15 protein-coding genes are annotated in these 22,583 nt (G+C 70.7%); 8 read left to right on the top strand and 7 right to left on the bottom strand.

The features are described 5' to 3' along the window. Positions 1–49: 49 nt before the first annotated feature. Both Actob_RS11770 and Actob_RS11765 read left to right on the top strand, forming a co-directional pair. Positions 50–790, top strand: coding sequence for an IclR family transcriptional regulator (locus Actob_RS11770; protein WP_284920130.1), 741 nt, complete (start codon positions 50–52; stop codon positions 788–790). A gap of 39 nt (positions 791–829) precedes the next feature. Then, positions 830–1,999 carry a 4-hydroxybenzoate 3-monooxygenase gene (locus Actob_RS11765; RefSeq protein WP_284920129.1) on the top strand — a complete coding sequence of 390 codons (1,170 nt, stop codon included), beginning with the start codon at positions 830–832 and terminating at the stop codon, positions 1,997–1,999. Here Actob_RS11765 and Actob_RS11760 read toward each other — a convergent pair. Then, a complete protein-coding gene (locus tag Actob_RS11760) occupies positions 1,989–2,741 on the bottom strand; it encodes a hypothetical protein (RefSeq protein ID WP_284920128.1) in 753 nt (250 codons plus the stop codon). The two genes, Actob_RS11765 and Actob_RS11760, sit on opposite strands and share 11 nt — an antisense overlap. 112 nt (positions 2,742–2,853) lie before the next feature. On the opposite strand from Actob_RS11760, the gene Actob_RS11755 reads away from it, so the two are divergent. After that, complete coding sequence (locus tag Actob_RS11755) at positions 2,854–4,392, top strand: DedA family protein (RefSeq protein ID WP_284920126.1); 1,539 nt, start codon at positions 2,854–2,856, stop codon at positions 4,390–4,392. A 344-nt stretch (positions 4,393–4,736) separates the two neighbouring features. On the opposite strand, the gene Actob_RS11750 is transcribed toward Actob_RS11755, so the two are convergent. From Actob_RS11750 to Actob_RS11740, 3 genes are all read right to left on the bottom strand, one after another. Continuing rightward, positions 4,737–5,519, bottom strand: coding sequence for a DUF3152 domain-containing protein (locus Actob_RS11750; protein ID WP_284920125.1), 783 nt, complete (start codon positions 5,517–5,519; stop codon positions 4,737–4,739). 157 nt (positions 5,520–5,676) lie between these two features. After that, positions 5,677–7,023, bottom strand: a complete 1,347-nt coding sequence (locus tag Actob_RS11745) for a TIGR04013 family B12-binding domain/radical SAM domain-containing protein (RefSeq protein WP_284920123.1) — start codon at positions 7,021–7,023, stop codon at positions 5,677–5,679. Positions 7,024–7,182: 159 nt separating this feature from the next. Next, positions 7,183–10,518 carry a glycoside hydrolase family 3 C-terminal domain-containing protein gene (locus Actob_RS11740; protein WP_284920122.1) on the bottom strand — a complete coding sequence of 1,112 codons (3,336 nt, stop codon included), beginning with the start codon at positions 10,516–10,518 and terminating at the stop codon, positions 7,183–7,185. A 398-nt stretch (positions 10,519–10,916) separates the two neighbouring features. On the opposite strand from Actob_RS11740, the gene Actob_RS11735 reads away from it, so the two are divergent. From Actob_RS11735 to Actob_RS11720, 4 genes are all read left to right on the top strand, one after another. Next, positions 10,917–13,322 carry a non-reducing end alpha-L-arabinofuranosidase family hydrolase gene (locus tag Actob_RS11735; protein ID WP_284920121.1) on the top strand — a complete coding sequence of 802 codons (2,406 nt, stop codon included), beginning with the start codon at positions 10,917–10,919 and terminating at the stop codon, positions 13,320–13,322. A 228-nt stretch (positions 13,323–13,550) separates the two neighbouring features. Beyond that, the gene (locus tag Actob_RS11730) at positions 13,551–15,299 is read left to right on the top strand and encodes an alpha/beta hydrolase (protein WP_284920120.1); all 1,749 of its coding nucleotides are present in this window, start codon (positions 13,551–13,553) and stop codon (positions 15,297–15,299) included. 191 nt (positions 15,300–15,490) lie between these two features. Beyond that, complete coding sequence (locus Actob_RS11725) at positions 15,491–15,877, top strand: DUF6394 family protein (protein ID WP_284920118.1); 387 nt, start codon at positions 15,491–15,493, stop codon at positions 15,875–15,877. 9 nt (positions 15,878–15,886) lie between these two features. After that, positions 15,887–17,671 carry a potassium channel family protein gene (locus Actob_RS11720; RefSeq protein WP_284920117.1) on the top strand — a complete coding sequence of 595 codons (1,785 nt, stop codon included), beginning with the start codon at positions 15,887–15,889 and terminating at the stop codon, positions 17,669–17,671. A gap of 307 nt (positions 17,672–17,978) precedes the next feature. Here Actob_RS11720 and Actob_RS11715 read toward each other — a convergent pair whose 3' ends face one another. The 3 genes from Actob_RS11715 to Actob_RS11705 all read right to left on the bottom strand — a co-directional run bounded on the left by Actob_RS11715 (position 17,979) and on the right by Actob_RS11705 (position 21,870). Further along, on the bottom strand, positions 17,979–18,953 hold the full coding sequence (locus Actob_RS11715) for a sensor histidine kinase (RefSeq protein ID WP_284920116.1): 975 nt from the start codon (positions 18,951–18,953) through the stop codon (positions 17,979–17,981). Positions 18,954–19,310: 357 nt separating this feature from the next. Beyond that, positions 19,311–20,072, bottom strand: a complete 762-nt coding sequence (locus Actob_RS11710; RefSeq protein WP_284920115.1) for a hypothetical protein — start codon at positions 20,070–20,072, stop codon at positions 19,311–19,313. A 136-nt stretch (positions 20,073–20,208) separates the two neighbouring features. Further along, entirely contained in the window at positions 20,209–21,870 is a 1,662-nt protein-coding gene (locus Actob_RS11705; protein ID WP_328518426.1) for a DUF4153 domain-containing protein, read from the bottom strand. A 328-nt stretch (positions 21,871–22,198) separates the two neighbouring features. Here Actob_RS11705 and Actob_RS43880 point away from each other — a divergent pair, with 328 nt between their 5' ends. Next, complete coding sequence (locus tag Actob_RS43880) at positions 22,199–22,456, top strand: hypothetical protein (protein ID WP_328518425.1); 258 nt, start codon at positions 22,199–22,201, stop codon at positions 22,454–22,456. The last annotated feature ends 127 nt before the right edge of the window (positions 22,457–22,583 follow it).

Raw genomic sequence — 22,583 nt, 5'->3', positions numbered from 1 at the left:
GCGGGCCCTCCCGGCGATACTCGACTTCCACTGAGCGGAAGGAGGGCCGATGACGAAGAGCGTGACCGCCCGCGCCCTGGAACTGCTCGGTGCGTTCGACGCGGATCATCGCAGCCTCACGCTCAGCGATCTGGCCCGGCGCTCCGGCACCCCGCTGGCCACCGCGCACCGGCTGGTCGGCGAGCTGCAGCGGTGGGGTGCGCTGTCCCGCGAGCCGACCGGCGAGTACGTGATCGGCCGCCGGATCTGGCAGCTCGGCCTGCTCGCCCCGGTGCAGAGCGAGCTGCGCACCGCGGCCAGCCCGTTCCTGCACGACCTGTACGGCGCCACGCTCGCCACCGTGCACCTGGCGGTCCGCGACGGCCTGGAGGTGCTCTACGTCGACCGGCTGGGCGGCCACGTGTCGGTGCCGGTGGTCAGCAAGATCGGGTCACGGTTGCCGCTGCACGCGACCGGCGTGGGCAAGGTGCTGCTGGCGTACGCGCCGGACGACGTGCTGGGTGCCGCGCTGCAGCGGCTGACCCGGGTGACCGCGTACACGGTGACCCAGCCGGCCCGCCTGCTGGAGCAGCTGCGCCGGGTGCGGGCCGAGGGGTACGCCACCACCGGCGAGGAGATGAGCCTGGGCGCCTGCTCGGTGGCGGTGCCGGTACGCAACGGGGACGACGTGGTGGCCGCGCTCGGCATGGTGGTCCCGGACCTGCGCCGGCAGTTGCCCCGGATGGTGTCCGCGTTGCAGGTGGCGGCGCGCGGGATCGGCCGTACGCTGGCTTCCGTCCAGTGGAAATAGGCCCTTGCCCGGGGGCCGTCCGCCGCTGAAGGTGGGTGCATGCGTACCCAGGTCGCCATCATCGGCGCGGGCCCGGCGGGCCTGCTTCTCTCCCATCTGCTCGCCCAGGGCGGCGTCGACTCCGTGGTCCTGGAGACCCGCTCCGAGGAGTACGTAGCGGCCCGGATCCGGGCCGGCATCCTGGAGCACTCCAGCGTGGAGCTGCTCGAGTCGGTCGGGCTGGGCACCCGGCTGCGCGCCGAGGGGGACGAGCACCGGGGCATCCACCTGCAGTGGCCGCACGAGCGGCACCACCTCGACTTCGTGAACCTGACCGGCCGGTCGGTCTGGGTCTACGGCCAGACCGAGGTGCAGAAGGACTTGATCGCCGCGCGCCGCGCCGCCGGCCAGGAGATCCACTACGAGGTCAGCGACGTGGCGCTGCACGACGTCGCGTCCGACCGGCCTTACGTCACCTATTCCGATAAGTCCGGAAATACTCAGCGACTGGACGCCGCCGCGATCGCCGGGTGCGACGGCTCCTTCGGCCCGTCCCGCGCCGCCGTCCCCGCCGCCACGACGTACGAAAAGATCTATCCCTACTCCTGGCTCGGCATCCTCGCCGACGTCGCGCCGTCCACCGACGAGCTGATCTACGCCTGGCACCCGGACGGCTTCGCCCTGCACTCAATGCGCTCGGCCACGGTCAGCCGCCTCTACCTGCAGGTTCCCAACGGCACCGACCCGGCCTCCTGGTCCGACGACCGGATCTGGGACGCGCTGGCCACCCGCCTCGGCCACGGGCAGAACGGCTGGAAACTCACCCCCGGCCCGATCACCGACAAGAGCGTGCTGCCGATGCGCAGCTACGTGCAGACCCCGATGCGGCACGGCAACCTGTTCCTGGCCGGCGACGCCGCGCACATCGTCCCGCCGACCGGCGCCAAGGGCCTGAACCTGGCGATCGCCGACGTGGCCCTGCTCGGCAAGGCGCTGATCGCCTCGGTGCGCGAGCACGACTCGGCGCTGGTCGACGCGTACTCGGACGCCGCCCAGCGCCGGGTCTGGCGGTGCACCCACTTCTCCTGGTGGATGACCACGATGCTGCACGCCTCCGGTGACCCGTTCGACGCCGAGCTCCAGCTCTCCCAGCTGCGCTGGGTGGCGTCCAGCCGGGCCGGCGCCACCGGCCTCGCCGAGAACTACGCCGGCCTGCCGATCAACTTCTGAGCAGCTCCTCGATCGCCCGGTTGATCGGCCCCGGGATCGCGAAGCGGGCACCGAGCCAGCCCAGGATGGCCCGGGCCGCCGCGGCGTTGCCGCGATAGCCCGGGACCATCTCCGCCAACGGCAGGAGCTGCGGCGGATAGGTCCGCTCGACGCGCCGGCTCGGATCGAAGACGTCACGGTACGGCGGTTCGCCCTCACTCAGGCGCAGCAGCGCGATCACCCGGTCGACGGCGTGCCCCTGGATGAACCGGGCCGCGCTCAGATGCTCGCCGCGCAGCTCGCGGTGCAGGCCGACGTACAGGTTGGTGAGCGCCTCGTTGAGGTGGAACTCGACGGTGTCGTAGGGCGGCCGCGGCTCCGGGACGTCCGACTCGGTCAGGCCGGGCGGGGCGTCCGCCCGGCGCCACACCACCCGGGCACCGCGGAACGGGACCCGCCGCAGCTCGGCGACGGTGAACACGGCGTACTCCACGAAGATGCCGTCGGCGTAGAGCGCCTTGCGTCCCCGCCGGTCGTTCGCGAAGCTGTAGACCACCGGGCAGGGCGCCGCCAGCCAGTCCGTCCCGGCCGCGTAACGGCTCGTCGCCCCCTCCTCGACGATCAGGAAGAAGTCCAGGTCGGAGTGCTCGTCGAGGCGCCCCCGCTGAGCGCCCGCCGAGCCCAGCCCGAGCACCGCGACGGTGTCGTCCCGGGTGGCCAGGTGCGCGGCGAGCTCGTCCAGGCGTTGCAGCGTCGGATGCATGCGGGTCCCCTCCGGTAGAAATCCGTGGATCCCTAAGGAGCATCACGGATTTCCGCTGCCCGCCCAAGCCCTAGCGTCGCTGGTGCACAGCGCGACGAACGGGGGAACATCGGTGGGCTGGCTCGGCGGATGGCTCGGCGGCCTCCCGCCGGTGTTCGTGTACGCGGTGGTCGCGGCCCTCGTCGCCGGCGAGGCCGCGATCGTCGCCGGCGTGGTGCTGCCGTCGGCGACCGGTCTGATCGCGATGGGCCTGCTGGCCAACGCCGGCGTGGTCGACGTGGTGCCGGCCCTGCTGGTGGCCGTCGCCGCCGCGGTGCTGGGCGGCACCGTCGCCTACCATCGCGCCGCTCGCGCCACGGTCTCCGCCCCGCGCGCCTCCGGCCGGCTCGCGAAGCACTGGGCGCGGGCCGAGCGGCTCTTCCTCAGGCACGGCGGCCGCGCGATCTTCCTCGGACAATGGGTGGTCGGCGCCCGCACCCTGATGCCACGGTTGGCCGGCCGCAACGGCGTGCCGTACCGCCGCTTCGCCGCCTGGCACACCCCGTCCGCGACGCTCTGGGCTCTGTGGATGGTCGGTGCCAGCTATCTCACCGGAGCGAGCTACCAGGTCCTCGCGGCCCGCGCCGGACGCGCGACAGGCGCACTGGCCGCGCTGACGCTGATCATTGCCGGTCTGATTCTCGCGGGCCGCTGGTGCGGAGGTCACCCCTTCCCGGTACGCCCACCGCACCGCCCCGCCCCGCTCCGGAGCGTCGTGTCCCGGTGGCACCCGGCCGTCCCGGCGGCTCTCAGCCTGGCCCTGCTCACCCTCGTCGCCCTGGTCCTGATCGAGGTGATCCCGCCGGTCGTCCGCTTCAGCGGCCTGGCCGCCGCCGACGACGCGATCGCCGACTGGTCCCGTTCCCAGTGGACCTCCGACGGTTACCTGTTCGCCCTGTCCACCGCCACATCCCTGTCCCCGACGGTCCCGCTGTTCCTGGCCGTAGCGGTGACCCTGCTCCGCTGGTGGTGGCCCCGCCGCCCGGCGACCCTCTTTATCGCCCTCCGAGCCGCGCGCCACAGTGCCCTGCTGGCCACGCGTCGCGGTGCCCTCCGGTCCGCCCGAAGCGGTGCCCTCCCGGCTGCCCGAAGCGGCGGCCTCTCGGCCGCGCGAAGCGGTGCTTCCTTGGCCGCGCGACGCGGTGGCCTGCTGGAGGCTTTCGGGCCGGTGCTGCCGGCCGTGGTGCTGGCGACCGCGCTCGCCCTGGTCCCGGACCCCGGCTGGCGGGCCGCCGACCATCTGAGCTTCCCGTCCCGTCTGGAGTTCAACGGGCCGGTGCCGCTGGACGCCGCCGCGAAAGCATTGGCCGGCATGTCCGCCGGAGCCACCGTGCAGACCGCCGCCGCCCTCGGCCTGCTGGCCTGGCTCGTCTCCCGCGGCCTGCCGTGGAAGTGGCAGGTCACCGTCTGGACCGCGAGCTGCGTGCTGATCGTGACCGCCGCCGGCTCCTGGGTCTACCTGGGCTGGGGCCGCCTCAGCGAAACCATCGCGGCGATCCTGCTCGGCGCGGCCTGGGCAGCCCTGAACGCCGCCATCTGGTCCGCCCGCCCCACCCCGGCCCCGGCCGTCCCCGCCAAGCCCACTCCCGAGCTGGCGGCCACCGCCGCCTGACCGGTGGTCGGCTGGCGTCCACGGTGGCCTCCCGCCCCCGGACACCACCACCACGACCAGCCCACAGCAACCGGCTGGCACCCACGGTCGCCTCACAGCCCCGGACACCACCACCACGACCAGCTCACAGCAACCGGCTGGCACCCACGGTCGCCTCACGGCCCCGGACACCACCACCACGACCAGCTCACAGCAACCGGCTGGCGTCCACGGTGGTCTCACGGCCCCGGACACCACCGTCAGGACCAGCCGGGGCAGGAGCGCGGGTGGGCCGGGGCGTCGCGGAGGGGTGCGGACTGGCGGCCGGGTGCGGCGGGGTGCTCCGGGCGTACCGGAAATGGGGGTCAGAGGTTGCCCTTGTCGCGGGGTGGGACCTTGTCGTCGTAGGCGCCGATCCGGCCGCGGTAGCGCTCCCGGTTGACGAACGGCCAGGCGTTGGCGGTGCAACCGTGCATCCCGAGCGTCTGCTGCTGCATGACCGGGGCCGGCTCGCCCGCGGCCGGGCACAGCTCGTGGGCCTGGTGCAGGCGGTGACCGACCTCGTGGTTGATCACATATTGACGGTAGGCGTCCAGGCTCGCGCCGTAGCCGGGCACACCTTTGACCCAGCGGGCCACGTTCACCACCACTTTCTCCTCGTTGCGGCACGACGTGTAGCCGTCCCGGGCACCGGCGCAGAGCGCGTCGCGGGTCTTCGGCGTCACCAGGCGCACCACGAAGTCGGCGCGCGCGCCGGGACCGACCCGTTCGAGCCGCCACTCGCCGCCGGCGGTCCAGCTGCGCGGGTCACGCAGCGTCGCGGTCACCGTGCCGGCGAACTCGTCGGCGGTGATGCCGTGGATGCTCCGCTCGACGGCGACCTGGTAGCGCAGCAGCTCGCCCTTGCGGCCGGCCGGTGGCGCGGTCTCCCCCGGGGCGACCGCGAACTTCCCGTCGCCGGCGGCCGGATAGGTGATCCGGGCCGGCGGCCTCGGCCTGCCCGCCGGCGCCCGCGCCGCCCCGCCGGACTCGGCGCTCCGGCGCGGGGCGGGTGCCCGCGGAAGCCCGGCCTGCGTCGCCCGCTCCTGTGGCACCTGGGCGAGCACCGCGGTACCGCAGCCGGCCAGCAGGAGGGCGGCGATCAGCATCGGCCAGCCGGACCTCCGGCTGCCGCGCGGCGCGCGCCGCCGTCCCCGGCGATGTCGATGTCGTGATCGAGTTTCCCCCACGATTCCTAGACGGTCTCGGCGTGATCACGGTTGCATCACGGCGCCGAACGTGGCCCAGATCATGATCGCTCGGCGCTCAGCAGGTGGCGCAGTCGTCCCCGGCGGCCGAGCGGGGCGCGACGGTGGGCAGCAGGGTGCGGCTGCGGCCGGGCCGCGGATACCGCTCGGCGGCCGCCGCCAGCCGCGCGGCGTGATCCCGCTGCTTCTGCCAGTGACCGTAGAGCGCCCCCCGCTGGGAGAGCCGGTCCACCTCCCGGATCGTCTCCGGGTCCACGTCGCCGGGCGGCGCGTCCCGCCACGGCGTACCCGGCAACGGCATGAAGGTGTGCGCGTGGATCCGCGCGCCCAGGTCGGCCAGCTCCCGGGCCAGCTTCAACGAGTCGGCGACGTCCTCCGCGTCCTCGCCCGGCATCCCGAAGATCATGTCGACGTTGATCCGGAACCCCTCCTCGATGCCGAGCCGGGTCGCCCGCTTGACCTCCTCGACACCGTGCCCGCGCTTGGCCGCGTCGAGCACCCGGTCCGAACCGGACTGTGCGCCAACGATGATGTTGGTGTTGTCGCAGTACTTCTTGACCAGCCGCAGCGCCTCCCGGCTGACGTGCTCGGGCCGGATCTCGCTGGGGAACGATCCGAAGAAGACCCGCCCGTTCGGCCCGATCCCCTCCCGGCAGCTCGCCAGCAGTTCCTCCACGGCCGCGAGGTCCGGCTCGTCGGTCTGGGTGCCGTAACTGAGTGCCGTCGGCGTGATGAACCGGACGTCGCGCAGGCCGCGCTCGCGCATCCGGTCGACGTGCCAGCGGACGTTGTCCAGGCTGCGATGCCGAAACCTCGCGGAGAACATGAACGGCGTCTGACAGAACCGGCAGGCGTAGATGCAACCGCGGGTGATCTCCAGGGCGTTGAACCGGTCCCACTTGAGGGCGAAGCCCGGGAAGTCGTCGAGCGGCCGCTGCCTGGCCTTGCCGGTCCTGATCAGCTTGCCGGTCGCGTCCCGGTAGGCCAAGCCGGTGATGCCGGTCGGGTCACCCTTGGCGTCGACCAGGCTGAGCAGCGTCGACTCGCCCTCACCGATCGCCGCCATGTCCCAGCCCGCGTCCAGCGTCTGCACCGGCTCCGCGGTGGCGTGCACGCCACCGGCGACATGGGTCACCGTGGGCGCGTCGGCCAGTGTCCGAATGTGGGCCAGCTCCGCGGCCAGCGCCTGCGCGTCGGGCGAATAGAACGACCACAACACGAGTACGCGCGAGCCGGCGCCGACCGCTTCGCCGATGTGATCGGCGGTCGACTCCGGGGTGTCACCGAACCGCACCGCGAAGCTGGTGCTGGTCTCGTGTTCCCCGAGCGCACCGAGCAGCGCGTGGAAGCCGTACGTCACCGCCTTGCGGTAGCGCAGCACCAAGACCAGGTCGGGAGCGTCCATGCGGCGATTTTGCCAGCCCATGGACCGGGCTTCCGAGCGCGGGCCCGGGCCGCCGAAGGTGAAGGAGATACGGACGATCGAGCAGATCTGCCACCGGGCGCGAAGCGTCCAGCGCTGATCCGGGTTCGCGGCCGGCCGCGAACCCGGATCAGCTGAGGGTCAGGGCGATGGCGTGAACCGAGCCGTTGCCCCAGTCGATCTGCCACTGGTAGGCACCCGGGGCGAGCCGTCGCCGGCCGGCGGTGACCCCACCCCGCCGAACCGGACCTTGGGTGTGACCGTGACCAGGGCGGACTCCGACGTTTCCACGCCGGCACCGGTTGCTGTGACAGTGACCCGTACGTGCCCGGTCCTGGCCGCGGTCAGGACTCCCGCCGAGGTCACGCTCGCTCCGGCGGTGTTGGTGTCCATCGGGGCGATCTGGAAGTGGTACGTCGTCGCCGGGTCGGCCGGGACCACACTCGCGGACAGCTTCGTCCCCGAGGAGGCCTGGTCGAGCGTCACTCTTCGGTCACCGAAGTCGACCCGTGACGTGTGCGCGTTCGGGAACGCCGAGCCGGTGGCGTCCGGTGCGCCGGAGGTCACCACGACCGGGAAAGTAGTCGACTTGCTCTCCCGGTTGGCGGTGGCCTTGGCCGTGATCAGGACGGCGCCCGTGGCCACGGGCTTGACGGAGCCGCTGGCGTCGACCGCCGCGACCGCCGGGTTGGAGGAGGTGTACTTCACCTTGAGCGCCCGATCGGAAAGATCCCAGAACGTCATGTCGTGCTTGGTGACCGACAGTTGGGCGTTGATCCGGTTGTCGGGGGTGTCCAGGCTCAACTCGGTGGCGTCCGGCTGGGCCGAGACCACCTCGACGCCGGCCGTGCGATGTCCGGTCACCCGCAGGCTCACCGGCTTCAGATCCGCGTCGGCCGAAGTCGGACCAGCCAGGATGGTCCACTCTCCGGTGGGGAACACCTTTCTGTGCTTCACGTCGTCCCAGAACCACAGGTCACCGGCGCCAATGGTGACCTTCACCCGCTGCGAGGTCCCGGCGATCAGGCCGCTCTTGACGAAACCCTTCAGCTGCTTGAGCGGACGCTGGTTCCCATCGGCCCCCTTCGGAGCTCTCGCGTAGACCTCGACGACAGCCTTGCCCGGGCGGTTGGCGAACCTATTCGACACGGGCACCGAGACCGTCACCGAGTCGTCGGGAGTGATCTTCGAGGAGGACAGCGTCGGGGTGCCGTAGACGAACGGCGAGTACGACAGACCTTGACCGAACACATAGTGGGGAGCCACGCAACCGGGACCGACCTGGTAGTAGAGATACGTCCGGCCGCACTTGGCGCCCTCCGCCTTGGTCATCCGATAGTCCTCGATCGCGCGGTCCGGAGCGGCCGCCGGCCCGAGTTGTGCGTCAACGTCGGAATACCAGGTCAGCGGCAGCTTGCCCGAGAAGTTGGCCACCGCGGCACGCCCGTCCTCGAGCGTCACCGCGTCGTCGAACAGCAACTCGGCCATCGCCTTGCCCTGGTACATGCCGTTGAAGGACGACCAGACGATCGCCCCTACGCTTGGCAGGTCCTTGAACGCGCTGACGTCGACCATGGTCTTGGCCTGGATCCACACCACGATCTTCTTGCCGTACCTCTGGGCGAGCGGGGCGATCGAGTCCCGGATCAGCTCGGCCTGCTTACGTGGCATGACGACCGTGGAGCGGTCCGTGCCCTCGCCGCCGTCGTCGTTGCGGTGACCGACGACCACCACGACATGGTCAGCCTGTGAGATCTGATATTCGGCGGTCGCCGCGTCCGCTACGGGATCGCAGGGGCTGCTGGCGCACACGGAGGTGGTGATCGCGGTGCCCTTGGCGTCGAGGACGTCGGGGAACACCGCGAGGTGGCTGGAGAGGAACGGCGTGGTGGAGCCCGCGGTCACGGCCGACGCGGATGACCCCGTCCGCTCGGCCAGCGCCTGGGCGAAGGTGGTGTTGACCGCCGTGGGCCCGGAGTAGGAGCCCGACTGGAATCCGTTGAGGGAGTCCACGTGCCCCAGGGCGACTGTCTTGCCGGTCGCCGCGCCCGCGAACGGGAGCGTCCGGCCGGCGTTCTTCAGCAGCACCGGCGCCTCGAGGGCAGATTCGTGCGCCACCGCGCGGTGCGCCGGCGAAGCCAGCTTGACGTCAGGATCGCCGGCCGCCGACAGCGAGTAGGACTCACTGTTCCACGGGACCGAGGCGACGGGATCGAACTCGCCCAGCTGGAAGCGCGCGGTGAAGGCGCGGACGAGCGCGATGTCGACGTCGGCCTCGCTGATGAAGCCTTGGCTCTGAGCCGCCGGGAGTCCGGTCGCCGTGGGGTAGTCACCGCCCGAGCAGTCAAGATCGGTGCCGGCCTTGAGCGCCCAGGCGTTGCCGAGGGTCTTGCTGATCTGTGTCTGACCGCCGAGTTGGACGGGGTGCCAGGAGTGCCCTGACGTTCCGGTTCCATGCACGCGGGTGATCGCATCGCAGTCGGAGACGACGTAACCGTCGAAGCCGTACGAGCGGCGCAGCATGGTCTCGAGGGAGTACCGGCTCGCGGCGGCCGGCGTCCCGGGAGTACCGCCGGGGGTGGCATTGTCGCGCGGGCTCCACAGGGTCGGGTAGCTCGAGGCGGACGGGTAGTCCCTCGTGTAGTCCTCCACCACGGAGAGGGCGTTGTAGGCGGCCATCAGCGACCGCGCGCCCGCCTTGCCGGCCGAGGCCCCGAAGGGCGGCAGGAAGTACTCGTGCATCGAACGCTCGGTGAAGTTCGACGTACCGAAGTCCCGGTTCGCCTCGGAGTTGTTCGCCAGGTAGTGCTTCGGCGTGGCGACCGCCTGAACGTAGTCGTGCGCCCCGGTGGGAATCGTGTCGGGACGCGACGAGGTGTTGCCCTGCAAACCTGTCACGAAGGCGCCGGCCACCTGGCCTGCCAGGAAGGGATCCTCGGTGTAGGACTCGTCCGCTCGCCCCCACCGGGGATCGCGGTTGAGGTTCTGGTTCGGCGACCAATAGGTCAAGCCGTGACAGGCGCCACCGACGGGTTCGGGATGCGCCACACCCGGCGGGCAGGACGTGTTGTAGGTCACGCGGGCCTCGTCAGCGATACCGCCGGCGATCTTCTGGGTGATGGCTGGATCCCACGTCGATGCGATCGAGGTGCTCTGCGGATACTGCGTGTAGTTGTCGTTGCCGGGGACGGTCGGGAAGTAGATCCCGTGATTCGCCTCTCCCCAGTAGCCATACGACTTCACGCCGAGCCGGTCGATCGCCGTCGGCTTCGGACGCCAGGTCGCATGCGGTTGCATCGCGATGAGCTGATCGTACTTTTCCTCCAGCGTCATACGCGAGACCAGGTCCGCCGCACGGACACTGAACGGCAGCGAGGTGTTCTTGTACGCCGGCGTTCCGTCGGCGGACGCCGAAGTCGGCCGCACGAACCCGCCGAGCGAGCCCACGGCCACAGCCCACGCCAGCCCGAACGCCAAGAACCCGCGCCCTGGACTCCTGGAGCCCCTGCCGTGCCCCTTCCCTCGCGGGGGCGCAGAACTGGTCTTCACCACGTGACGATCTCCCCTGTCCAAGCCTATAGATCAACATCGATTGATCAGCGGAACTATAGCCCTTGATGACGGAGACCGAAACTTCCGAACACACTTCCGATTTTTCCGCAAGACGGGAGCCCGATACCGGGGCACAGGATCCTGCCCGGTCAGACAAAGCTGGCCCATACCGTGCAAACCTATCCAGCCTTCTACCGGAAATTTCTCGGAAGTTGTTGCCAGCAGCCGGGGGCACCGGCAGCATCGATAGTTACGAATGTCTCCATGTGCGGTCCGGTCGCCCGGCAGGACGACTCGGACACCGGCCAGGGAAGGAGGCCATGGTGACAGAGAGCCCCTCGGTCCATCGTGGCGAGATCAGACGGATGAGATCGATAAAATGCAAAGCCCTGGCCGTCGCTGCCGTCGGCGTCGTGGCGGTGGCCACGGCCGTGACGGTGGCGCCGGCAGCGAACGCCGCGGCCAGCACCCTGGGCGCCGCGGCGGCACAGTCCGGCCGGTATTTCGGCACCGCGATCGCCGCGGGCCGGCTCGGCGACTCCACCTACACCACGATCGCCGGCCGCGAGTTCACGATGGTGACCGCCGAGAACGAGATGAAGCCGGACGCCACGGAACCGCAGCGAGGTCAGTTCACCTTCAGCTCCGGCGACCGCATCTACGACTGGGCGACCCAGCGTGGCATGAAGGTGCGCGGGCACACCCTGGCATGGCACGGACAGCAGCCGGGCTGGATGCAGAGCCTCTCCGGCAGCACCCTGCGCCAGGCGATGATCGATCACATCAACGGGGTGATGACCCACTACAAGGGCAAGCTCGCCGCTTGGGACGTCGTCAACGAGGCGTTCAACGAGGACGGCAGCCGCCGGCAGTCCAACCTGCAGGGCACCGGCAACGACTGGATCGAGGTGGCGTTCCGCACCGCGCGCAACGCGGATCCCTCGGTCAAACTGTGCTACAACGACTACAACATCGAGAACTGGTCCTACGGCAAGACGCAGGGCGTCTACCGCATGATCCAGGACTTCAAGTCCCGCGGCGTGCCGATCGACTGCGTGGGCCTGCAGACCCACTTCACCGGCGGCAGCTCGCTGCCCAGCAATTTCCAGACCACCCTGTCGAGCTTCGCCGCCCTGGGCGTCGACGTGGCCCTGACCGAGGCCGACGTCACCAACGCTTCGACCTCCCAGTACGCCGGGCTGACCCAAGCCTGCCTCAACGTGGCTCGCTGCATCGGCATCACGGTGTGGGGCGTGCGCGACAGCGACTCCTGGCGCTCCAGCGAGAGCCCGCTGCTGTTCGACGGCGGCGGCAACAAGAAGGCCGCGTACACCGCGGTACTGAACGCGCTCAACGGCCCCGGCCCGACCCCGTCGTCGTCGGGACCGCCGAACCCGGGCACCCCGGGTGGCTCGGGCACTATCGCCGGGGTGCAGTCCGGCCGGTGCATCGACGTGCCGAACGCGTCGCAGACCAACGGCACCCGAGTACAGCTCTACGACTGCCACGGCCAGACCAACCAGCAGTGGACCTACACCGCCGGCAAGCAGCTGCAGGTGTACGGCAGCAAGTGCCTCGACGCGAACGGGCAGGCCACCGCCAACGGCACCGCGGTGATCATCTGGGACTGCAACGGCCAGCCGAACCAGCAGTGGAACGTCAACTCCAACGGCACCATCAGCGGCGTGCAGTCCGGCCGGTGCCTGGACGTGTGGGGCACGGCCAACGGGCAGCAGATCCAGCTCTACGACTGCCACGGGCAGTCCAACCAGCAGTGGCGGACGAACTTCGGCAGTGGCCCGACCTCGCCGCCGCCGGACGGCTGCGCGCTCCCGTCGACCTACCGCTGGTCGTCGACCGGTGCGCTGGCGAACCCGCAGAACGGTTGGGTCTCGCTCAAGGACTTCACCAACGTGGTCTACAACGGCAAGCACCTGGTCTACGCGTCCGACGTCAACAGCAGCGGCTCGTACGGCTCGATGAACTTCAGCCTGTTCACGAACTGGTCCGACATGGCCTCGGCCGGCCAGACCGGGATGAGCCAGGGCACCGTGGCGCCCACGCTGCTGTACTTCGCCCCGAAGAACATCTGGGTGCTGGCGTACCAGTGGGGACCGACCTCGTTCAGCTACAAGACGTCCAGCGACCCGACCAACCCCAACGGCTGGTCCTCGGCACAGACGCTCTCCACCGCCAGTCTCCCCGACGCCCCGTACGGCGTGATCGACCAGACCCTCATCGGCGACGACCAGAACATGTACCTCTTCTTCGCCGGGGACAACGGCAAGATCTACCGGTCGAGCATGCCGCTCGGGAACTTCCCGGGCAGCTTCGGCTCGAACTACACGACGATCATGAGCGATGCGACGAACAACCTGTTCGAGGCGGTCGAGGTCTACAAGGTCCAGGGTCAGAACCAGTACCTGATGATCGTCGAGGCGATCGGGAGTCAGGGGCGCTACTTCCGCTCCTTCACCGCCAACAGCCTCAGCGGTTCGTGGACCCCGCAGGCCGCCAGCGAGAGCAACCCCTTCGCCGGCAAAGCCAACAGCGGCGCCACCTGGACCAACGACATCAGCCACGGTGACCTGGTCCGCACCAACCCCGACCAGACCAAGACGATCGATCCGTGCCACCTCCAGTTCCTGTACCAGGGCAAGGACCCCGGCGCGGGAGGCGACTACAACCTGCTGCCGTGGCGGCCGGGTGTGCTCACACTGCAGCGGTAGCGACCGGAACAAGTCCACCTGCTGACCGCTCGGGCGTGTCCGGCGCTGCCATGGCGCCGGACACGCCCCGTTCGCCAGGTTCTCAGCTCCAAGCGCCCGCTCACCGCTGCCGGCCGGTCGCTCGTCGAGCGACGACGTCATATCGGCGCGTCCGAATGTGTTGCATCGACGTCCTACTATCCCTGCCGCGGCGATCACGCCGCACGGACCGACGGAAGGGATTCGTGCATGTCACGTCTCGGCAGAACCGTCATCGTGGCCGCCCTGGTCACCGGAGTGCTGGTCTCCGGGGCCGCGGCGCCGGCCGCGGCCGCCACCAGTGCCACCACCGACCACACCTCCGCGAAGGAGCGCAAGCGGGTCGACAGCGTACCCACGCCGAAGCTCGGCTGGTACGACTGCTACCGGATCGCGCAGTGCGCGACGACCCATCTCCCGCTCGACTACGACAAGCCCAAGGGCCCGAAGACCGAGATCGCGATCCTGCGGATCAAGGCCAAGGATCAGAAACACAAGATCGGCAGCTTGTTCCTCAACCCCGGCGGGCCGGGCGGATCGGGTACGTCGATCGCACTGAACGCGCCGTACTTCCTGAGCAAGACGCTGCTCGACCGGTTCGACATCGTCGGATTCGACCCGCGCGGCATCGCGAGCAGCGACAATGTGCGCTGCTTCAAGAACGTCAAGGCCCAGGCCGCGGTACTCAACAAGATGAATGTGGCGTTCCCGTGGGGCGCGGCCGAGGAGAAGACGTACGTCGGGGCCGCCAAGCAACTCGGCAAGGCGTGCTCGACCACCGGGAAGCCGCTGTCCGGTTCGATGTCGACCGCCGAGGTGGTGCGCGACATGGACGTCCTGCGGCGCGCCGTCGGCGACAAGAAGCTGAACTATCTCGGCTTCAGCTACGGCACCGCGATCGGGCAGTACTACGCGAACATGTTCCCGGACCGGTTCCGGTCGATAGTGGTCGACGGCGTGCTCGACCCGGTGCGCTGGGTCGGTACCAAGGCGACCGCCAACCAGGAGCAGGACGAGCGGCTGCGCTCGGCGGACGGAGCGTACCGGGCGTTGCGGGAGATCCTCAGACGATGCGACGCCGCCGGCGAGAAGTACTGCGCGTTCGCGGCCGGCGACCCGGTCGCCAACTTCGACCTGATCGCGCAGAAGCTGCGGAAGAAGCCGCTGGTCATAACCGACGAGCTCGGAAGCTACACGGTCACGTACGCCGACTTCGTCGGCGGCATCCTCGGTGACCTGTACGACACCGCCGCCGGCGACTGGGTCACCCAGGACGCGCAGTACATCTACACGCTGCTCACCTCGTCCAGCGCCGCCGACAAGGCGGCGGCGCGCACGGCTCTGGCCAAGCGGATCAGGGACGCGCGGGCCAGGAAGCCTGCCCGGGACTTCCCGTACGAGAACGGGTTCGAGGCGTTCTCGGGGGTGGACTGCACCGACGCGCTGCACCCGAAGGACGCGAACTCGTGGCCCGCGCTGATGGCGAAGGCCGACCGGCGGGCGCCGTACTTCGGCCGTGCCTGGGGCTGGGCCACCGTGCAGTGCGCCCGCAACACGTGGACCGTGCGGGACGAGGACGCGTACACCGGCCCGTGGACGAGGCGGACCGCCGCGCCGGTGCTGATCGTCGGCGCCCGGTGGGACCCGGCGACCAACTACGACGACGCGGTGTCGGCGTCCAGGCGACTGCCCAACAGCCGGCTGCTGTCCAACACCAACTGGGGGCACACGTCGTACGGCACGTCCGACTGCGCCACCACCGCGATCGACAACTACCTGCTCAAGGGCACCCTGCCCGCGAAGGGCACGGTTTGCCAGGGCGCGTACCAGCCGTTCCTGGAGCCGCTGCCGGACGACTCGGCCCTGAGCGCCTCGGCGCTGCGGGCGCCGGCCGCGCCGGCGCAACGGCCGCAGGTGGTCGGTCCGCCACTGCCGTCGACCCTCAGCGGCACCCGATAGGAACCGATCGGCGATGAGCGCGCGGCGCCCGGCGACGGGCGCCGCGTCGCGTTCGCAAGCGGCTCGTGCCGGTCTCTCCACTCTTGGATGTCCGGCAGCGCCCCGGGACGTCAGGATCGCCAGCGCCCGGTTCAAGGCTTGACGGGTGCCCATCGGGGTAATGCGGCACTGACGGCCGGCCGGGGGTGCTGATGAGTCTGGAAAAGGTGGTATTCGGGTTCTTCGTGCTGCTCGCGGCGACGCTGAACTTCGGATTCTTCATCGGTGACCTCGCCGATCCGAGGCTGCACAACGAGTACGAACTGTTCGCCGCCGTCGTGGTGAATCTGATCGCCACCGTGCTGAAGTTCGGCGACCGCACGCAGATCGGCGCGGTGCACCTGGCCACCAGCCTGGTGGCCGACCTGCAGTTGATCGCGGCCACCCTGGCCTGGACCTGGGCGACACAGGTCTCGGCGGACGGCCTGAACGGCGAGTCGATGGCCGCCGTGGTGTCGCTGTCCGGCGGCGCCCTGCTGGCCAACATCGTCTCCGTTGTCCTGCTGGTCATCGAGACCGTGTCCTTCCAGCGGCGCTGAGCGGCAGCCGTGCCCGGATCGAAACGGTGGTGGCTACCCGGCCGCGACGAGCAGCGACCCCGCGAGGCGCGCCGCTGGACGCGGATCGCCGTGGCCGTACAGGGTCCGCCCACGGTCTTCCTGATCCTGCGCCGGATGCGGGCACCTCTGATCGTCCTGATCACGATCTTCGCGGTCAGCGTGCTGGGTCTGACGCTGATCCCGGGTCGTGACGACGCCGGGCAGCCGGCCCGGATGGGTTTCTTCGACGCGTTCTACTTCATGAGCTACACGGCCACGACCATCGGGTACGGCGAGATCCCGCACGCGTTCACCGGCGCCCAGCGGCTCTGGGTGACGGCGACCATCTACCTCACCGTCATCGGCTGGGCCTATGCGGTCGGCTCGTTGCTGACGCTGCTGCAGGACCGCGCGTTCCGGCAGGCGCTCGCGCTGCAGCGCTTCACGCGTACGGTTGCCCGGCTTCGCGAGCCGTTCCTGTTGATCACCGGGTACGGGCAGACCGGCCGGCTGCTGGGCCGCGAGCTCGACGCGCTCGGTCGCCGGCTCGTGGTGATCGACACCGACGCGGAGCGGGTGGACGCGCTCGACATCGACGCCTACCGCTGCGACGTGCCGGGGCTGGCGGGTGACGCCCGCAACCCGCGGACGCTGGAGCACGCCGGGCTCGGCCACCCGTACTGCGAAGGGGTGCTGGCCCTGACCGACGACGACGAGGTGAATCTGGCGGTCACCATGACGGCCGCTCTGGTGCGCCCGGAGCTGCCGGTGATCGCCCGCACGGTGTCGCCGGCCGTCGAGCACCGGATGGCCGCGTTCGGTTCCCCCACGGTGATAAACCCGTTCGACAGGTACGGGGACCATCTACGGCTCGCCCTGCGCGCCCCGGCGTCGTACCAGTTGATGGCGTGGCTGGAAAGCGGGCCGGGCGCCGAACTGCCGGAGCGGTCCCAGCCGCCGCGGGCCGGCCGCTGGGTGCTGTGCGGCTACGGCCGGTTCGGCCGGGAGCTCACCGAGGACCTGCAGGCCGAGGGCCTCACCGTCACCGCTGTCGACATCCGGGCGGAAGCCGGGACCGAGCCCTGGGTCATCGTCGGCGACGGGTCCGAACCGCACGTCATGGCCGCTGCCGACCTGGCGCATGCGGTCGGCTTCGTAGCCGGCACGGACAACGACACCACCAACCTGTCGCTGGTCGCCGCCGCCCGCCACATCAACCCCGAGCTGTTCGTGGTGTCCCGGCAGAACCGGCCGGAGACGGCGCCGCTGTTCGCCGCCATGCGGATCGACTCCCTGCTGGTGCCGGCCGAGGTGGTCGCACACGAGATCTACGCGCAGCTGAGCACCCCACTGCTGTGGCGCTTCCTGCGGGAGATGCCGGCCCTCGGGGACGAATGGGCCCGGGCCATGGTCGAGCGCCTGCAGCAGCATTGCGGGCGCCGACTACCCGGGCTGTGGCGCACGACGCTGGACGCGAGCGAGACCCCGGCGCTGCACCGCTGGCTGTGCGACGGGCAGGCGACACTCGGCGACCTCCTGCGCCATCCCGACGACCGGGAACGGCGCCTCGGCATCGTCCCGCTGCTGATCCTGCGGGACGGGCGGGCGACGCTCGGGCCCGCCGACGACGACGTGCTGCGGGCCGGCGACCAGATTCTGCTCGCCGGGCAGCCGTGGGAACAGCGGGCGCTGCTGAACACGCTGACCATCGACGCGGTGAGCCGATACGTCCGGTACGGCCATCGGGTGCCGTCGAGCTGGATCTGGCGGCGTCTGACCCGCTCGAACCGTTAGGGTGCGGCTCATCCGCACACTGTCGTGGCCAGCAGCATCTCGTCGAGCATCGTTCGGTAGGCGGTGGGGTGGACGATCGGAATGCCGTACTGATGCGCTTTCGGGTGTCAGCGGCCTCCCCGATGTGCCGGACGGTCTCCTCGGCGCTCGCCCGACCCGGAACTCGAGCCGGGTGGCGATCCCGGGCTCGCCGAGCAGCGCGTGGAAGCCGTACGTCACCGCCTTGCGGTAGCACAGATTCTGCCGGCCGCGACCAAGGCGCCCACCGCACCAGCCCGCCGGCGACACCGGACGAGCGCACCAGCTGTCAGCCGCGCATCACCGACGACTCGGTGGCGGGTGCCTCGGCCCGCATGCGGACGGTGAAACCGTCGCCGGAGCGGATCAGAGTCGTGTCGATGTCGAGCTGGTGGATGAACCAGAGCCCCCAGCCGGGGAGCAGCGCGTCCCGGGTCGCCGGGACGAGACCGGCCAGCGGGTCGGCGGGACCGGGACCACAGTCGTGGACGCTGGCCACGATCCGGTTCGAGGTGGCCCAGATCCGGACGGTCACCGGCGGTTCGCCGTGGTACACGGCGTTGCCGGCCGCCTCCGAGACACCGTGGACCAACTCGTTGAGCGTCTTGTCGCCGACCCGCCCGCGGCCGATCTCGATGAGGGCGCGACGTGCCTCAGCGGGGCTGCGGTCGACCAGCTCGACCAGTGGCGCGCCGGCTTCGAGTGGGTCGGGCGGGGGCGGCAACGGCGCGAACTCCGCCGGTTCCTCGAAGCGCTCGCTGGTGCAGCGGCACTCGGGCGACGTGAGCAGATGCGGATGCGTGCGCTCGACGACATCGAGCACCGCCGGGGAAACCGTTGTCACGTCGTACAGGCAGCGGCCCCACACCGGGAAGTCCTGCCAGACGCAGTTGACCGCGCTCTCGTAGCGGTCCCAGCCCTCGAACTGTCGCCCGTTGCCGGGGTGCGGCACGTCGCCGGCGATCCGGATCTGCTCGACGCCCATGGCGATGTAGAACTCGAACAGCTGCCGGTAGGTGGCGATCGCGCGCGCGGGTGTCGCGTACAGCCCCCGGTCGGTGATGAACTCCACGGCGGAGGGGTCGGCCAGTCGTGATCGGAGCAGGTCGGATTTCCGGTCGTCGTACCCGATGATCACCGCTTCGCCGGCGGCCAGCCCCTCCTCGACGAAGGGCACTGTCAACCGCAGGAACTCGGCGTCACAGCCGTAGAAGCCGGCCTCGTGGAAGTGGCCCGCATAGCCGCGGGCGGCTCCGGCCCTCATCGCGTGCCGTCCTGGCCCGGCTCACCACCATCGACCGACGCATCGCATCCGACGTCCAGAAGCAGGCGCTGGTCCACCGGACCGGTGACGGCGCTGTCTGATCCCCATCGAGGTCCCGCGGTCATGCCGTAGTCCCTCCCATTCGGCGACGTGACTCGGCCATCAAGGGTGCGACATTCCATGGTATTCCCATATGAGGTGCTTTTGATGCCCGATTGCCTTTTTGGCATGATCCGACGGCGGCTTGGCACACCGTGCGGAGAACGGCCACCGGCCGGACCCGCACCATGATCCGGCTGCGGAAGCTGTGGCGGACCGGGCGGGCCGGTACCGTCGCGTGGACTTCCCGGAGCCGGGTCACCCGCCCGATCCGCAGGCGGACCGGGCGACCAGGGCCCGCATCACCTGGGTGGTCTTGGCCTCGGCACTGCTCGGGACCAGTCCCCGGCCCTCGACGAAGGCGAGCAGCGCCGCCTGCGCCGCCGGTGCGCCCTGGACCGTGTCGACGATGGAGAGTTCGAGGAAGTCCAGGTCGCCGACGGTCCAGCGTTCGGCGCGGACGTCGAGGCCGGGACCGTCCGGTCGCGGCACGGCGAACTCGGGCCAGCGCACGGCGGACACGGCAGGCAGCATCGTCAGGGTGCCTAGGTTGACCGCGAAGCCCGCGCACTCCTCGATCAGCCGCTTCTGGTCCGCCGACAAAAGCGCGTTTATCGTACGTTCACCGCCCGCCACCGCGGCCACCACTCCGGCCGGCAGTTCCGCGGTCAGCGAGACAGCCAGCGTACGACGGTCGGCCGCCCAGTCCTCCTCGATCTTGAACTCGGACTTCAGCCCGTCCACCTTGGTCTTCGTCACGGCCAGCCAGGAGTCGGTCAGCTGGGACCGGCGGCCGGGCCGGTACTTGACGGTCACGTCGTCCTTGCCGCTGGTCCGCCGGCGGGCCCGCAGGATCAGGTGCTGGTCCAGCAGCGGGGTGGCCGAGCAGAGCCCGGCCGTGACGTCCTCGACGAAATAGACCTGCCAGGGCGGCAGATCGGGCAGCTCCAGGGCCTGCACCGCCTTGGCGGTCTGGTCGCTGTCCAGACTGACCTTCACCTCGACGCCGTCGAGTCTCATCGGTGCCTCCCCTGGTCACCTCGATTGAGCGCCCCGCGACCGGCCCGTTTCCAGGCAACCGTCCTCGATCCGATAACGCCGCGAGCCCGGCCCCGCCGAAGCGGTACCGGGCTCGTGACGGGCGCCGACGGGTCCGTCAGCGACGTTTCTTGGGCAGGTCGAACTGGTCGGCGCGGCGGCAGTCGGCGTGGTTGCCGACCGCGCCCGGGGGCAGCCGGTCGAGCGCCTCGCGGGCGCGCTGCCGGCCGAGGTTCCACGCGTACCAGGGATCGGGCTCCTTGAGGTCCTCGGCGATCCAGCTCAGCGTGCAGCGGCGGACCGGATCGGGCAGCCGGGTCAGCGCCGGGGTGGCGTCGGCGGACAGGGCTCGCAGGTACCAGGCGTCGATCTTGCCGCTGTGCTCGTAGCGCAGCGCGTTGCGGCTGGCGGCGTAGCCCTCCGGGTCGAGCACGCCGAGGCCGAGCAGCATGAGCACGGCGAGACCCACGGTGGCCCGCGGGATCCACCGGCCACGCCAGCGGATGCCGGCCAGCGCGATCAGCACGAAGACGGTGCCGAGCAGGATCTCCAGGGACATCACGAAGATGCGCTCGCCGGTGAAGCTGTAGACCCGCTGGTACTCCCACATGCGCGACAGCGCGGACGCCACGATGACGACGCTCAGCGCGCAGATCAGGCCGAGCAGGACGCGCAGCAGGACCACCTCGATCAGCTGATCCCGCCGGGCCCAGCGGCCCAGGGCCGCGAGCACGGCCAGCGAGAGCAGGGTGACGGCGACGAGCTGCCAGAACCCGCTGCGGGCGTACTGCGAGTAGCTGAGCCCGGCGGTCTCCACCACGTGCCGGCCGCCGCCGAAGAGCACCTTGAACTGCACCCAGACGAAACCACCGAAGAGCAGCACCAGCGCGGACGCGGCGGGCGCCCACTCGACCAGGCCGAACCGGCCCCGGCCGGGAGTGTCCAGGCCGGACGTGACGGGCGGGGCGGACAGCGTGTAGATGCCGGCCACCGCGAGCAGGCCGCCGGCCACGGCCAGGAAGATCCAGCGGAACGCCGAGCCGACGTTGAGGTCCGGCACCAGCTTGCCGAGCGACTCGGAGAAGACGACGTCGGCCGAGGAGAGCAGGGCGCCGAAGACGAGCAGGACCACCGCGGTGAGCGCTACCGAGAAGCCGATCCGCCGGGCCATCCCCGGGTTGCGGCTCGCTTGCAGGTGACTGCGCACCCAGGGCAGGCCGCGGAAGGCGGCGTACGGTACGGCGATCAGCCCGAACAGGATGGACCGGATCTGCCGGCCGCCGACGATGGCCAGTGTCGCGCAGCCGAGCGCGCCGAGCACGCTGAAGGTCACCAGCCACCACGCGTTCCGGAACGCCGGGATGGCGAGCAGGGCGAGCGCCGCCACCGCCCAGCCGGAGCGGATCCACCGCTCGGCGTGCGACAGGTCCGCGGACCGGCGGACCGCGCCCACCACGCCGATGGTCAGGATCAGCCAGCCGAGGAACCAGCCGATGCCGGTGCGGTCCAGCGGTACGAAGCAGGCGATGCCGAGCGCGCCGGCCAGCACCCCGGCCGGGACGGCGCGTCCACGGCGGGCGTCCGGGCCGGGCCAGTGCTTCTCCCGGAACTTCTGCCACGGGGTCTGCTGCGGCTGGTAGGCACCGACCCGCCGGAGCGGCTCCGGCCGCTGGGGCGGTCGCTGGGCTTGCGGGGCGTGCGGGAAGGCGGGCGCCGGCCACTCCGCCGGCGGCCCGGGCCGGGCTGCCGGGGTGGTGCGGGCTCCCTGCCCGGCGGGCACCGCCGTGGCCGGGGTCCTGCGCGCCGTCGCTCCGGTGGTCGAGGTGTTGCCCGACCCCGGTCCGGCGGGAGTCTCGGAAGGCGGCGTGTTGCGCGTCCCCGGTCCGGCGGGAGTCTCGGAAGGCGGCGTGTTGGCCGACCCCGGTCCGGCGGGTGCTCCGGAAGCCGCAGTGATGCGCGGCCCGGGACCGGCGGGCACCCCGGAAGCGGGGGTGCGGGCCTGGGCGAACGACTCGGATCGCTCGGCCGCTCCCGCGTCGGCCGAACCGGGAGCCGCCTCATCAGCAGCTACATCCTTTACCGACTTATCAGATTTGTCGGATTCAGCCGTGGCTGACGAGTCGGGAGCCGACCCCGCGCTAGCCGGCGCAGCGGTGGCCGGCGAGACGTCAGTGTCAGCGGCACCGGACGCAGCGGCAGACGGCATCGCGGCAGCGGTGGCCGGCGAGACGTCAGCGTCAGCGGCACCGGACGCAGCGGCAGACGGCGTCGCGGCAGCGGTCGGCACCGGCGCGGCAGGCGCGGCGGCGGTGGCCGGCGCCGAGCCGGCGTCCTGCACCGGCACCATGGGCACGAACAGCGCGTAACCACGCGTGCCGGACGGGATCCGCACCGGGATCGCCCAGGCGGGCTCCCCCGCCGATCCCGGCCAGACCATCGACGGGATCGCATCGGTCGGTGGCATGACCAGCAGTTGCGGCACTGGCTGCGATG

This window comes from Actinoplanes oblitus (assembly GCF_030252345.1).
GTDB classification, from domain to species: domain Bacteria; phylum Actinomycetota; class Actinomycetes; order Mycobacteriales; family Micromonosporaceae; genus Actinoplanes; species Actinoplanes oblitus.
This window is presented reverse-complemented; position numbering and strand designations above follow the sequence as displayed.

Coding starts and splice junctions, on each gene's coding strand:
- Actob_RS11765 (WP_284920129.1), top strand. CDS start 830: ATGCGTACCCAGGTCGCCATCATCGGCGCGGGCCCGGCGGGCCTGCTT.
- Actob_RS11725 (WP_284920118.1), top strand. CDS start 15,491: ATGAGTCTGGAAAAGGTGGTATTCGGGTTCTTCGTGCTGCTCGCGGCG.
- Actob_RS11710 (WP_284920115.1), bottom strand. CDS start 20,072: ATGAGACTCGACGGCGTCGAGGTGAAGGTCAGTCTGGACAGCGACCAG.
- Actob_RS11750 (WP_284920125.1), bottom strand. CDS start 5,519: ATGCTGATCGCCGCCCTCCTGCTGGCCGGCTGCGGTACCGCGGTGCTC.
- Actob_RS11745 (WP_284920123.1), bottom strand. CDS start 7,023: ATGGACGCTCCCGACCTGGTCTTGGTGCTGCGCTACCGCAAGGCGGTG.
- Actob_RS11715 (WP_284920116.1), bottom strand. CDS start 18,953: ATGAGGGCCGGAGCCGCCCGCGGCTATGCGGGCCACTTCCACGAGGCC.
- Actob_RS11760 (WP_284920128.1), bottom strand. CDS start 2,741: ATGCATCCGACGCTGCAACGCCTGGACGAGCTCGCCGCGCACCTGGCC.
- Actob_RS11730 (WP_284920120.1), top strand. CDS start 13,551: ATGTCACGTCTCGGCAGAACCGTCATCGTGGCCGCCCTGGTCACCGGA.
- Actob_RS11770 (WP_284920130.1), top strand. CDS start 50: ATGACGAAGAGCGTGACCGCCCGCGCCCTGGAACTGCTCGGTGCGTTC.